Below are 13,324 nucleotides of genomic sequence, written 5' to 3' on the forward strand. Positions count from 1 at the left end.
GCCAAGGCTGCAGCCGAACAGGCCGCCAAGCTTGCGGGCGTTGCCAAGGTGCTCGTCGCCGACGACGCCTCGCTTGCCAACAACCTGGCAGAGCCGCTCGCTGCCCTGATCGTCTCGCTCGCTGGCAACTACGACACCATCGTTGCCGCCGCGACCTCGGTCGGCAAGAACGTCATGCCGCGCGTTGCAGCCCTGCTCGACGTTTCCCAGGTGTCCGAAATCATCGAAGTTGTCTCGTCGGATACCTTCAAGCGTCCGATCTATGCCGGTAACGCCATCCAGACGGTGCAGACGACCGAAGCCAAGCGCGTCATCACCGTGCGCACCGCTTCCTTCGCTTCCGCCCCTGAAGGCGGCTCGGCCGCGATCGAGAGCGTCTCGGCTGCCGCCAACCCGGGCGTTTCCTCCTTCGTCGCCGACGCGCTGTCGTCGTCCGACCGCCCGGAGCTGACGTCTGCCAAGATCATCATCTCGGGCGGTCGTGCGCTCGGTTCTTCCGAGAAGTTCAGGCAAGTGATCCTGCCGGTTGCCGACAAGCTCGGCGCTGCCGTCGGCGCTTCGCGCGCTGCGGTTGATGCCGGCTACGCGCCGAACGACTGGCAGGTCGGCCAGACCGGCAAGGTCGTTGCCCCCGATCTCTACATCGCCTGCGGCATTTCCGGTGCCATCCAGCACCTCGCCGGCATGAAGGACTCGAAGGTCATCGTCGCCATCAACAAGGACGAAGAGGCGCCGATCTTCCAGGTCGCCGACTACGGCCTGGTTGCCGATCTCTTCGACGCTCTGCCGGAGTTGCAGAAGGCGCTGTAAGCCCAAATCGATGCCACCCTCCGCACCCATGAAAAGGGCTGGCAAAAGCGGGGACTTGGCATTAACAATCTACCGGGCCGGCCAAACCGGCCCGGTTTGCGTGTCTGATGGCGGCCTTGCCGCCAACCCTTGAAGATGGATGTTCGCCGCGATGATCAAGACGGTCGGAATTATTGGTGCCGGGCAAATGGGCTGTGGCATCGCACATGTTTCGGCAATCGCCGGATACAAGGTGCAGATCTATGATCTGGCCGCCGAACGGATCGAAGCGGGTCTTGCAACCGTCAACGGCAACCTTGCCCGTCAGGTCTCCTCCGGCAAGATGACCGACGAGGCCCGCAAGGCAGCCCTCGCCCTGATCAAGGGCTCTTCCGATATCAACGACCTGTCCCAGGCCGATCTGGTAATTGAAGCCGTCACCGAAGACGAAACGATCAAGCGCAAGATCTACGGCCAGGTTTGTCCGATCCTGAAGCCGGAAGCGATTCTCGCGACGAATACCTCGTCCCTGTCGATCACGCGCCTGGCCTCCGCCACCGATCGCCCCGAGCACTTCATGGGCATCCACTTCATGAACCCGGTTCCGGTGATGAAGCTGGTCGAGCTCGTGCGCGGCATCGCCACGGACGAACAGACCTTCAAGACCGCCAAGGAATTCGTCGCGACGCTCGACAAGACCGTGACGGTCGCCGAAGATTTTCCGGCCTTCATCGTCAATCGCATTCTGCTGCCGATGATCAACGAGGCGATCTATACGCTTTATGAAGGCGTCGGCAGTGTCGAGGCGATCGATACCGCCATGAAGCTCGGCGCCAACCATCCCATGGGCCCGCTGCAGCTTGCCGACTTCATCGGCCTCGACACCTGCCTGTCGATCATGCAGGTGCTCTATGACGGCCTGGCGGACTCGAAGTATCGCCCCTGCCCGCTGCTGGTGAAATATGTCGAAGCCGGCTGGCTCGGCCGCAAGTCCGGACGCGGCTTCTACGACTATCGCGGCGAAGTGCCGGTTCCCACCCGCTAATTCCGTCAGCATTTGACAAGAAAAACCCGGCGATCCGCCGGGTTTTTCTTTGTCCAGATCTAGTCTCCTTCAGCTTCCCGCAGCAGGAGCAAGCGCCGCGCTGATCAGCGCCTTGGCGTCGTCGCTGTCCCAGGCGGCCGGCCCGTTCATCGAGCCGATCAGGCAGCCCTTGTCGTCGAGCAGCAGGGTTGCCGGCAGGCCGAAGGCCAGGCCTTCCTTCTTCATGTTGTTGAACACGCCCATCGAGGCGTCGCGATAATAGCCAAGCTCGTGCACGGCCGTCTCGTCGAGGAAAGCCTTCGGCTTCTCGTCGTCGCCGACGTCGATGTTGATCGCCACCACTTCGAACTTGTCGCTGCCGAGCGACTTCTGCAGGGCGTTCAAGGCCGGCATTTCCTCGCGGCAGGGAACGCACCACGTCGCCCAGAGATTGACGAGCAGCGTCTTGCCGGCAAAGGCCGAGACATTGGTCGGCTTGCCGTCCGGACCGTTGAAGTCGAGCGCGATCGGCCGCGGCGACGACGCCGGCGACATCGCGGCGACCTGCCCCTTCATGAAGGGTGTCAGCGCAGCGACCTTGGCCGAGGTCAGCGGGCAACTGGCGGAGGCCGTTTCGGTTGCCTCACCATTGCCAGACCCGGTCTCCTTCACGTATACCGCTGCCGCACCGACGATCACGCCGAACAGGGCGGCGAGCGCGAACAGTTTCACGGCCGGGGGGGATTTCTTCTGGTCGCGCATTTCATTCTCCAAGGCGGGCATTCTTCATGGCTGACGGCAATTCCGAGACGAAATCCTCCAACCAGATGTGGGGCGGTCGCTTTGCCTCGGGTCCGGACGCGATCATGGAGGAAATAAATGCCTCGATCGGCTTCGACAAGAAGCTCTATGCCCAGGACATCCGCGGCTCAATAGCGCATGCGACGATGCTGGCGCATCAAGGCATCATTTCGGCCGACGACAAAGACAAGATCGTTCACGGCCTGAACACGATCCTGTCAGAGATCGAAAGTGGTTCGTTCGAGTTCTCGCGCCGCCTCGAAGACATCCACATGAACATCGAGGCCCGGCTCGCGACCCTGATCGGTCCGGCTGCCGGCCGCCTCCACACCGCCCGCTCGCGCAACGATCAGGTGGCGCTCGACTTCCGCCTCTGGGTCAAGGAAGAGCTGCAGCGCACCGAGAAAGCGCTGACGGCGCTGATCGCCGCCTTCCTCGACCGCGCCGAGGAACATGCAGATACCGTCATGCCCGGCTTCACCCATCTGCAGACCGCGCAGCCCGTCACCTTCGGCCATCACTGCATGGCCTATGTCGAGATGTTCGGCCGTGACCGCTCGCGCGTGCGTCACGCCATCGAGCACATGGACGAGAGCCCGATCGGCGCCGCCGCCCTTGCCGGCACCGGATTCCCGATCGACCGTCACATGACCGCCAAGGCGCTCGGCTTTGCCGGCCCGACCCGCAACTCGATCGACACGGTATCGGACCGCGACTTCGCGCTCGAATTCCTGTCGATGGCCTCGATCACTGCCACGCACCTGTCGCGGCTGGCCGAAGAGATCGTCATCTGGTCGACGCCGCAGTTCGGCTTCATCCGCCTGTCGGATGCATTTTCGACCGGCTCCTCGATCATGCCGCAGAAGAAGAATCCCGACGCCGCTGAACTGGTGCGCGCCAAGACCGGCCGCATCAACGGTTCGTTGATCGCGCTGCTCACGGTCATGAAGGGTCTGCCGCTCGCCTATTCCAAGGACATGCAGGAAGACAAGGAACAGGTCTTCGACTCAGCCGAAAGCCTCGAGCTGGCGATCGCCGCCATGACCGGTATGGTTCGTGACATGACCATCCGTAGCGATCGCATGAAGGCCGCCGCCGGCTCCGGCTATTCGACCGCGACCGACCTTGCCGACTGGCTGGTGCGTGAGGCGGGCCTGCCCTTCCGCGACGCCCACCATGTGACCGGCCGCGCCGTGGCGCTTGCCGAACAGAAGGGCTGCGACCTCGCGGATCTTTCGCTTGCCGACCTGCAGTCGATCTACGCCGACATCACCGAGAAGGTCTTCGATGTTCTGACGGTCGAAGCCTCCGTCGCCAGCCGTACCTCCTTCGGCGGCACGGCGCCCAACGAGGTTCGCAAGCAGATCGCCTGGTGGCGCGCCCGCAACTAAGACATCTGCTCCCAAGCCCGCTGCGGGCGCCTCTTCGCCCGCAGAAACAGGGTGCACAAGTGCCTGAAAAATCGGTAAGACATCGCACCTGCATCAGTTCCCGCGAAGGAAAATCACGATGACATTCACGAAGGCGGCCCGGCTTGCACTTCTGCTGGCGATCCCCGGGCTGGTTCTTGTCGGTTGTGGACGCAAGGGCGACCTCGATCGCCCCGGCTCGACCGCGCCGATCAACACCAAGGCGCCGGCAGGAACTGTCGAGCAGAAGGAAAAAGCAGACGAGCGTTCGTTCCTGCTCGATCCCCTCCTCTAGTAGAAATTACGCAATTCCGAACGGAAGCCGCTTCGCACTTTCCTGGAATTGCTCAAAGCCGAGCTGCGTGACGTGAACCATTTTCAATACCGCGACGGAATTCTCTACGCCGAAGATGTGCCGGTGACCGATATCGCCCGCGCCGTCGGCACACCCTTCTACTGCTACTCGACCGCCACGCTCGAGCGCCACTACACGGTGTTCTCCAAGGCTTTCGCCGATGTGGATGCGATGGTTTGCTATGCGATGAAGGCCAACTCGAACCAGGCGGTACTGAAGACGCTCGGCCGCCTCGGCGCCGGCGTCGACGTGGTCTCTGGCGGTGAGCTGCGCCGGGCGCTGGCGGCCGGCATCCCGGCAAACCGCATCATGTTCTCCGGCGTCGGCAAGACGCCGCTGGAAATGGATCTCGCACTGGAAGCCGGCATCTACTGCTTCAACGTCGAGTCCGAGCCGGAACTTGAGGTCCTTAACCAGCGCGCCGTTCGTGCCGGCAAGCGCGCCCATGTGTCCTTCCGCATCAACCCTGATGTTGACGCGAAGACCCATTCCAAGATTTCCACGGGCAAGAAGGAAAACAAGTTCGGCATTTCCTGGGAGCGCGCCCGTGCGGTCTACGCCCATGCCGCAACGCTGCCCGGCATTGAGGTGACCGGCATCGACATGCATATCGGCAGCCAGATCACCGAACTGCAGCCCTTCGACGACGCCTTCAAGCTGCTGCGCGAACTGGTCGATACCCTGCGCTCCGACGGCCACTCGATCGATCACGTCGACATCGGCGGCGGCCTCGGCATTCCCTACAAGGACGACAACAATCCGCCCCCGCTGCCGGACGCCTATGCGGAAATCGTCAAGAGCCAGCTGCAGTCGCTCGGCTGCAAGATCGTCACCGAACCGGGCCGGCTGATCGTCGGCAATGCCGGCATTCTTGTGACCGAAGTCATCTACGTGAAGGACGGTGGCGACAAGACCTTCGTCATCGTCGACGGTGCGATGAACGATCTCATCCGCCCGACCCTCTATGAGGCCTATCACGAGATCCGCCCGGTCCGCATTTCCGCCGCCAACGCGCCGCGCATCCGCGCCGACGTCGTGGGCCCGGTCTGCGAAACCGGCGACTATCTGGCGCTCGACCGCGAGATGGCGATGCCGAAGCCTGGCGATCTCTTTGCCATCAGCTCGGCCGGCGCCTACGGCGCCGTGCAAGCCAGCACCTACAATTCACGCCTCCTGATCCCGGAAGTTCTGGTCAAGGGCGACCGTTTCCACGTCGTTCGCCCGCGTCAGGACTATGACGCGTTGATCGGTCTCGATTCGGTGCCGGACTGGCTCGACTGACCCGTCCGGGCGCGACAACGACAATCTGTGGATCGGCCGCCCGGCCGATCACGATTGTGTTTGCGCCCTCGTCTTCGCCACAAACGATGGTATCCTGAACGCAAGCGGGATAGGCGAAGTTGCGTGCATTTTTGAGCTCGGCCGTCGCCTCACTATATTGGGTCAGCCACAAGCGTTGATGGGCGACCGAAAGGAAACTTGGGCGGATGACGCAATTCCGGCAGGATGAAACGCCACAACCGAAGCCGTTTTCGAGAACTCTGGCGCTGAAGAGATGGCTGGCGCGCGCGGTGCTGGTCGCCGAGCAGGTCCTGCCGCGTATCCTTCTGCCCGGCGCGATCGCCCTTCTGTTTCTTGCCTTCGCCTGGCTCGGCTTCTTTCGCGCTGCACCTTTCTGGCTGCATGCGGTGGCGCTCTTTGCCTTTGCGCTAACCTTCCTCGCCTCTCTCGTACCGCTCAGCCGGTTGCGGCTTCCCGGTAATGCCGATGCCGATCGCATGCTCGAAGAGCGCAATGCGCTGCCGCATCAGGCCATCCGCGTCCAGGACGATCGCCCCGCGACCGACACCCCTCTGGGCGAGGCGCTCTGGCGCGAACACCAGGCGCGCATGGCACGCATGATCGGCACCCTCGAGACTGGCCTGCCGCGGCCCGATATCGCCAGGCACGATCCCTTCGCGCTCAGGGCCGTGCCTGTGCTGCTCGCTTGCGTCGCCTTTGCCTATTCCTATTCCAACCGCGCCGGATTGCTGAGCGATGCGTTCCGGCTGCCGCAGACGTCGATCGAGGCTGCCAACATCCGCGTCGATGCCTGGGTGACGCCGCCGCCCTATACCGGGCGGGCGCCAATCTTCCTGACGGGCAAGCCGGAAGCCGCCGCTGCCGTGAATGAAGACGCCGCGGCGATCACCATCCCGCAGTTCAGCGACATCACCGTCCGGATCACCGGCGCCGGTGCGGACGCGCCAGTGCGCTACGCGGAAACCGGCGGGAGCAAACCGATCGCCATTCCGGTGGCCGGCGAAAAGGCCGAGGAGAAACAGAGCAAGCCGAAAGTGGACGATACCGGCCCGAAGGTCGCCGAAATGGTTGCAACGGAGCCGGCGCGCAATCCGAATGCCGTGCGCAACCACGTCTACAAGGTCGTCAAGGATGGCGAACTTATCGTCGGCAGCCAGCGCTGGGCGTTCAAGATCACCCCGGACGGCGTGCCTCAGATCGCCTTTGACGGAATCCCCCATCCGACCATCAACGCGGCGCTCGAAATCACGTTTACGGCCAACGACGATTACGGCATCGCCCAGGCCTGGGCGGAGCTCAAGCCGCTCGACGAACCGGCGGAAGGCGCCCGCGCGCTCTATCCGCTACCGGAATACCGGCTCGATCTGCCGCGCCGTAACGCGCGCGAGGCAAAGGGCACGACCAGCCGAAACCTCAGCGAGCATCCGCTCGCCGGCAAGCGGGTAGCGGTGACGCTCGTCGCCCGGGATGCTGCCGGACAGGAAGGCCGCAGCCCGCCGCACGACATGATCCTGCCTGCCCGCCAGTTCTCGCAGCCGCTCGCCGGCGCCGTCGCCGAACAGCGTCAGGTTTTCGCGCTCAATGCCAACGACCTGCCGCGCGCCATCGACCTCAACGACGCCGTCACCTCGCTTGCCGAGGACTGGATCCCGAACCTCACTCATTTCCTGCTGTTGAAATCGGCGCGCACCCGTATGGCGCTCGCCTATAACGACGACATGTTGCGCGATGCTGCCGGATACCTCTGGGAGATCGCGCTCGGCATCGAGGACGGCGACCTGTCGCTTGCCGAGCGCCGCCTGCGCGAAGCCCAGCAGGCGCTGTCGGACGCCTTGGAGCGCAACGCTTCGGACCAGGAAATCGCCAAGCTGATGCAGGAACTGCGCCAGGCGATGCAGGAATACATGCAGGCGCTCGCCGAGCAGGCGATGAAAAATCCACGCATGACCGGCAAGCTCGACCCGAACAACATCCTGCGCCAGCAGGACCTCGAGAAGATGATGAACCAGATCGAGAATCTGGCGCGCTCGGGCGCGCGCGATCAGGCACAGCAGATGCTCTCGGAACTGCAGCGCATGATGAACAACCTCCAGGCTGGCCGCAGCCAGCAGCAGATGGGCGAGCAGAACGACGCCATGCGCCAGCAGATGGACAAGCTCGGCAAGCTGATGCAGCAACAGCAGCAGTTGATGGACGAGACCTTCAAGTTCGATCAGGCCCTGCGTGACCGGATGCAGCGGGGCGACCCGCTGCAGGGCGAAGACAACGAGCTCTTCGGTCAGGAAATGCCGCAGGACCCAGGTCAGCAGGGCGATCCGAATGGTCAGCCCAGCCCGCTTGACAACATGACCGCCGAACAGCTCAAGGATGCACTGAAACAGCTGAAAGAGCAGCAGGACGCACTCGGAAAACAGCTCGGTGAGCTGAACAAGGGCCTGGAAAGCATGGGCATCAAGCCCGGCAAGGGCTTCGGCGAAGCCAAGCGCGAAATGGACGGCGCTTCCGGCGCGCTCGGCAAGGGCCAGGGCGAACAAGCCGTCGGCAATCAGGGCCGCGCGCTACAGGCCCTGCGCCAAGGCGCCCAGGATATGATGAACCAGATGCAGGGCCAAGGTCAGGGCGGCCCTGGCATGGGTGTTCCGCAATACGGTCAAAACGGCCGCGATCCTTTGGGACGACGGCAACAGAATCTCGGCCCGAATTTCGGTGACCAGGTCAAGGTTCCAGACGAGATCGATTCTCAGCGCGCCCGACAAATCCTTGACGAGATTCGCCGCAGGCTGGGCGACAGCCTGTCGCCGGAGCAGGAGCGCCAGTACCTCGAACGCCTGCTCGACATGCGCTGAGCCGAGCGCCCGGCTCAGCCCTTTGCCTCATCACGGCAGAACATGACAACGGCTCCCGTCGCATCCAATCGATGCGCCGGGTCGCAGTCCTGTTGCTGTGGGCCGGCAGGTCTGGCCGTCAGGCGGCCAACGCCAGCGCGACTGCCTTGCGGATATCGGGAAGGGAGAAGGGCTTGGAGATGACGTCGACGATTTTGTCGGTGAGATCGTCAGCCCGCTCGCGCTGCTCGGCATAGCCGGTCATCAGCAGGATCTTCATGGCCGGAAAGGCCGCCGACGCCTGGTGCGTCAGCTCGATGCCGTCCATCACGGGCATACGGATATCGGAGAGCAGAAGGTCGAACGCCTCGGCCTCCAGGCAGGCAAGGCCATCGGCCCCATCGCCCGCTTCGACCGTCTCGTGGCCGTCGAGCCTCAGGGCCCGCGCAACGAAGGAACGCAATGCATCCTCGTCCTCGGTAATCAGGATCTTCGCCATCATGGCCTCCGCGTTCGCTTCCGAGTCCGGCGTTCACGCCGGCACCCGCACCTGATCCAAAAGTACAGCGGGCGTGGATCATCGGGAGACACACTGGCGCTGCAGCGCCGCCGATCCCCGTCGAGAATCACTGCGGCACGCACCAAAACAACCAGTTTTTCGTTTGTGTTCGGTAAACGCCGAACGACTGGATTTCAGGGCGCATGCCCCAAATCGAGACGTTTACTCGGCGTCGCCGGTGACAACACCGACAAAAGGCAGCTCGCGGAAGGCATAGGCGACGTCCATGCCGTAGCCGACGACGAAGTGATCGGGGCATTCGAAGCCGACATAATCCGCCTCGAGCTCGACCTTGCGCTTGACCCGCTTGTCGAGCAGCACGGCGATCGTGACGTTGCGGGCGCCGCGCTCGTACATCAGTTCCTTGGCGAAACGCAGCGTGCGGCCGGATTCGAGAATGTCGTCGATCAGCAGAACGTCGCGCCCATGCACGTCGCTGTCGATATCCTTGGTGATCTTGACGCCCTGCGAAACGGTGCCGGTGCCGTAGCTCGACAGCGTGATGAACTCGACTTCCGGTGCCAGACCGGCCGTATGCATCGAGCGGATCAGATCGGCCGCGAAGATGAACGATCCCTTGAGCACCGCGATCACCAGTAGATCCTTGTGCGGGCCGTTGACGATCATTCCGGCGAGCTCGCTGTTGCGGGCAGCGATGGTTTCGGCCGTATAGAGAGGTTCGATATTCTTACCGCGAACAACGGGCATCAAGGCTTCTCCAGCGTTTCATCCGGAAGACCTTAAGCCTTCCCTTTGGCGCCGCTTAGCACAATCAGCGGGCCGAAACACCGTTTTCGGCGAAGGAAACCGTCACATCCGGCATTTTTCCACCCGCATAGGGCAGTCTCGTCATGAAATGACGGCTCTCACCGGGCGCGACGGCAGCACCCTCGGGCATCACCCGTGTCGTCGTGACCTTGCGCCCGTTGGCGGCAATCTCCACCACGACGAGCGGCAATCGCTGCTCGATATCGGAGCGATTGTCGATCGAACCATAGACGGACAGCACACGCATGCCGCCGGAGTAGTCGAGCCCACTCTTGATCCCCGATATCGTCAGCGGCTGGACGTCGGCCTGTCCATCGCCGGCAAAGCCGACGATCGCCAGGAAGGAAGCAAGCGCAACGCCCGCGACCATCCCGGCAAAGCGGCGTGCCGGCATGTCGCGCAGCCGCATTTCGGCAAGACGCAACAATCGAGCGCCGAGCGACGGCTCCTGCTCCACGACCGTCAGCGTCGGCCGCCTGCGGCTGCCCGTTTGTGCATTGTCGTTGAAAACAGGATAGGGCGTGCGGCGCGACGAAGCGGATATCACCTCGAATTCCGCATCCACATAGTCGGCGCGCCTCGGCGCTGAAGCCCCGTCGCGTCCGCCGCGCTCGGGCGGCAGGAAATCTGTATCGGCGTTGTTGCTGGCGGATTTGGTCCGGAATGCCTGCATGATCATTTCCTCCTGTCCCGCAAGAGAACACGGCCGCAGGCGGCCAGTTTGTCTGCGCAACCCTCGGGCAATGCCAAGCCTCATGCGGTGCAAGAACTAGGCATTGCATCAAATCTTTCCGACACGTAAACCGGAATGGTTAATGTTTCGGAAAGACGTCGCGAAAGCGGCGCCTTTTCATGAAAAATTAACCGTCACTTAACCATGATTCCGCTGGCGGTTTTGCCTTTCTTGGCTGGTCGTCCTATGCGCGGAGGACCGGAACCGGCCGTCGGTTGCAGGGCCGTGAGAGAGACTGGGCTGCCGCTTGATTCACTTTGAGAACGTCGGACTGCGCTATGGCATGGGACCGGAAATCCTCCGGGACCTGACCTTCGACATTCCACGCCGTTCATTCCAGTTCCTGACGGGTCCGTCGGGCGCCGGCAAGACCACGTTGCTGCGGCTTCTTTTCCTCTCGCTGCAGCCGACACGCGGCCTGATCCGGATGTTCGACCGCAACATTTCGTCGATCCCGCGCGAAGAATTCCCGATGCTGCGCCGGCGCGTCGGCATCGTCTTCCAGGACTTTCGCCTGCTCGATCATCTCACCACCTACGAGAACGTCGCGCTGCCGTTGCGCGTGCGCGGCAAGGAGGAGACGAGCTACCGTGCAGACGTGCTGGAGCTTTTGAAATGGGTGGGTCTCGGCGAGCGCATCAACGTGCTGCCACCGGTCCTTTCCGGCGGTGAAAAACAGCGCGCCGCCATCGCTCGGGCGCTGATCGACCGGCCGGAGATCCTGCTTGCCGACGAGCCGACCGGCAACGTCGATCCGCCGATGGCAAGGCGCCTGCTCAATCTTTTCCTCGAGCTCAACCGGCTCGGCACGGCGGTCGTGATCGCCACCCACGATCTGTCGCTGATGGACCAGGTGGAGGCGCGGCGCATGATCCTTTCGCAAGGGCGGCTCGACATCTATGAGTGACAGCCGCACGAAACACCAAAAGGATGTGCCCGAACAGGCACCGGAGGCACAACAGCGCCGGACGGAAATGCGCGTGCGCCCGACCGGCCCGATCGTGCCGTCGAGCAATGTGTCGGGCCATGCGCTGATGTGCGTCATCGCCATCATGTCGTTCCTCGCCTGCCTGACGCTCGGCGGCGTCAGCATGGTGCGAGCCACGGCCCAGAGCTGGCAGTCGCAGATCTCCCGCGAGATCACCATCCAGATCAAGCCCGACGACAATCTCGACATGGAAAAGGCGCTGGCGGATGCCCGCGACCTGGCGCTGACCTTCAGTGGCACGACGGACGGCAAGATCGTCGACCGGGCCGCCACCGCCCGCCTGCTCGAACCCTGGCTCGGCGAAGGCCTCGATCTTGACGAATTGCCCGTGCCGCGCCTCGTCATCATCACCATCGACGAAAGCAATCCGCCGGACTTTGCGGCCATGCGCAAGGCGCTGACAGAAATAATCCCGCAGGCTTTCCTCGACGACCACCGCACCTGGGTCGACCGGCTGGTCGCCATGGCCAACACCACGGCCATGATCGGCACCGGCGTGCTGACCCTGGTCTTTTCCGCCATGGTGCTGACAGTGGTCTTCGCAACGCGCGGCGCGCTGTCGGGCAATCGCCATATCGTCGAGGTGCTGCATTTCGTCGGTGCCGAAGCCGGCTTCGTCGCGTCGGAATTCCAGAAGCACTTCCTCAGGATCAGCCTCAAGGGCGCCGGCGCCGGCGGTCTGCTCGCAGCACTTTTCTTTGCGCTCGCGGGTTTCTGGCAGTCACGGACCTTGGCGACCCCCGAGACAGATCAGGCCACGGCCCTCTTCGGTACCTTCACCATCGGTTATGGTGGCTATCTCGGCATTGCCGCGATCATCGTCGTCATCGCCATCCTGACGACCGTTACGGCGCGGCTGACGGTTACCCGCACGATCTACGAAATCGACCTCATCCGTTCGGACCCCGGCCGTACCGACCTCTACCAAAGCTGAGCCGCCTGATGTTTCGCCGCCACTCGATCTATTCCTTGCCGCAATCTGCGGCTATGTGAAGAGAATCATGATGGCGCGAGAGCTACGCGGGAACGGAATGGCCGGAGGAGATAAATGGCACGGGCAAGCCGACGATCGCCGGCGGTCCCGCAGTCTCCTGCGCAAAATCCTCCGCCGAACCTTCTTCGTCCTGCTCCTGCCGCTGGCAATCCTGATCGCCGCCTTCCTGAACTTTGCGGACACGGTCGCCTCCCTGCAGCCGCCGGGTCATCCGAAGGCCGACGCGATCGTGGTCCTGACCGGCGGTTTCCAGCGCATCGACCAGGCGGTCGATCTTCTGAAGGGTGGCGCCGGCAAGCGCCTGCTGATCTCCGGGGTTCACCCGACGACCACAGGCAGCCAGATCCGCCGCAACACCCAGAGCTCGGCCGACCTTTTCAAGTGCTGCGTCGACATCGGCCATGAGGCGATCGATACCATCGGAAATGCCACGGAAGCGGCACAATGGATCCATGATCGCGGCTATGCGAGCGTGCTCGTCGTCACCAACAACTATCACATGCCGCGCAGCCTCCTGGAACTGCGCCGCGCCCGGCCGGAAACGGAGTTCATCCCCTACCCGGTCGTCAACTCCGATCTGAAGACCACAAACTGGCTGCGCAATCCGATGGTGCTGAAGTCGATCCTTCTGGAATTCGGCAAGTATACGGTGGCTTCGATACGCGACTTCGCCGGCGCCCGCCCGACCAGCGGCCTGCGCACCGACGCATCGCGAGCGACGCCCGCCGAAGAATAAGGGCCAGCAGGAACAGTCTTCGCCGCTGCAAAGTGAAACAG

The 13,324-nt window shown here is 63.1% G+C and carries 13 protein-coding genes; 9 read left to right on the forward strand and 4 right to left on the reverse strand.

Annotated features, from left to right (window positions below):
- Both IB279_RS30305 and IB279_RS30310 read left to right on the forward strand, forming a co-directional pair.
- Positions 1 to 810 (forward strand): electron transfer flavoprotein subunit alpha/FixB family protein (locus IB279_RS30305; RefSeq protein ID WP_192340461.1); only part of this gene is annotated, 810 nt, incomplete at its 5' end.
- A gap of 151 nt (positions 811 to 961) precedes the next feature.
- Positions 962 to 1,834 carry a 3-hydroxybutyryl-CoA dehydrogenase gene (locus IB279_RS30310; protein ID WP_034806743.1) on the forward strand — a complete coding sequence of 291 codons (873 nt, stop codon included), beginning with the start codon at positions 962 to 964 and terminating at the stop codon, positions 1,832 to 1,834.
- A 69-nt stretch (positions 1,835 to 1,903) separates the two neighbouring features.
- On the opposite strand, the gene IB279_RS30315 is transcribed toward IB279_RS30310, so the two are convergent.
- On the reverse strand, positions 1,904 to 2,575 hold the full coding sequence (locus IB279_RS30315; protein WP_192340463.1) for a TlpA disulfide reductase family protein: 672 nt from the start codon (positions 2,573 to 2,575) through the stop codon (positions 1,904 to 1,906).
- 26 nt (positions 2,576 to 2,601) lie between these two features.
- Here IB279_RS30315 and argH point away from each other — a divergent pair, with 26 nt between their 5' ends.
- The 4 genes from argH to IB279_RS30335 all read left to right on the forward strand — a co-directional run bounded on the left by argH (position 2,602) and on the right by IB279_RS30335 (position 8,526).
- On the forward strand, positions 2,602 to 4,005 hold the full coding sequence (gene argH, locus IB279_RS30320; protein ID WP_192340465.1) for an argininosuccinate lyase: 1,404 nt from the start codon (positions 2,602 to 2,604) through the stop codon (positions 4,003 to 4,005).
- A gap of 118 nt (positions 4,006 to 4,123) precedes the next feature.
- Complete coding sequence (locus IB279_RS30325) at positions 4,124 to 4,318, forward strand: lipoprotein (RefSeq protein ID WP_034806616.1); 195 nt, start codon at positions 4,124 to 4,126, stop codon at positions 4,316 to 4,318.
- 72 nt (positions 4,319 to 4,390) lie between these two features.
- On the forward strand, positions 4,391 to 5,659 hold the full coding sequence (gene lysA, locus IB279_RS30330; protein WP_034806740.1) for a diaminopimelate decarboxylase: 1,269 nt from the start codon (positions 4,391 to 4,393) through the stop codon (positions 5,657 to 5,659).
- Positions 5,660 to 5,865: 206 nt separating this feature from the next.
- A complete protein-coding gene (locus IB279_RS30335; RefSeq protein ID WP_060518499.1) occupies positions 5,866 to 8,526 on the forward strand; it encodes a TIGR02302 family protein in 2,661 nt (886 codons plus the stop codon).
- Between the two features lie 118 nt (positions 8,527 to 8,644).
- Here IB279_RS30335 and IB279_RS30340 read toward each other — a convergent pair whose 3' ends face one another.
- From IB279_RS30340 to IB279_RS30350, 3 genes are all read right to left on the reverse strand, one after another.
- On the reverse strand, positions 8,645 to 9,004 hold the full coding sequence (locus tag IB279_RS30340; RefSeq protein WP_034806737.1) for a response regulator: 360 nt from the start codon (positions 9,002 to 9,004) through the stop codon (positions 8,645 to 8,647).
- 222 nt (positions 9,005 to 9,226) lie between these two features.
- Positions 9,227 to 9,772 (reverse strand): hypoxanthine phosphoribosyltransferase, encoded by a 546-nt coding sequence (hpt, locus tag IB279_RS30345; RefSeq protein WP_034806612.1) that lies wholly within the window; start codon positions 9,770 to 9,772, stop codon positions 9,227 to 9,229.
- A 64-nt stretch (positions 9,773 to 9,836) separates the two neighbouring features.
- Positions 9,837 to 10,505, reverse strand: coding sequence for a hypothetical protein (locus IB279_RS30350; protein WP_112771861.1), 669 nt, complete (start codon positions 10,503 to 10,505; stop codon positions 9,837 to 9,839).
- Between the two features lie 307 nt (positions 10,506 to 10,812).
- Here IB279_RS30350 and ftsE point away from each other — a divergent pair, with 307 nt between their 5' ends.
- The 3 genes from ftsE (at position 10,813) to IB279_RS30365 (ending at position 13,283) form a co-directional block, all read left to right on the forward strand.
- On the forward strand, positions 10,813 to 11,472 hold the full coding sequence (gene ftsE, locus IB279_RS30355; protein ID WP_034806610.1) for a cell division ATP-binding protein FtsE: 660 nt from the start codon (positions 10,813 to 10,815) through the stop codon (positions 11,470 to 11,472).
- On the forward strand, positions 11,465 to 12,487 hold the full coding sequence (locus IB279_RS30360) for an ABC transporter permease (RefSeq protein WP_034806606.1): 1,023 nt from the start codon (positions 11,465 to 11,467) through the stop codon (positions 12,485 to 12,487). Before ftsE ends, IB279_RS30360 begins: the two co-directional genes overlap by 8 nt.
- A 97-nt stretch (positions 12,488 to 12,584) precedes the next feature.
- Entirely contained in the window at positions 12,585 to 13,283 is a 699-nt protein-coding gene (locus IB279_RS30365; RefSeq protein ID WP_060581207.1) for a YdcF family protein, read from the forward strand.
- Positions 13,284 to 13,324: the final 41 nt, after the last annotated feature.

This window comes from Ensifer sp. ENS06 (assembly GCF_014852205.1).
GTDB classification, from domain to species: domain Bacteria; phylum Pseudomonadota; class Alphaproteobacteria; order Rhizobiales; family Rhizobiaceae; genus Ensifer; species Ensifer adhaerens.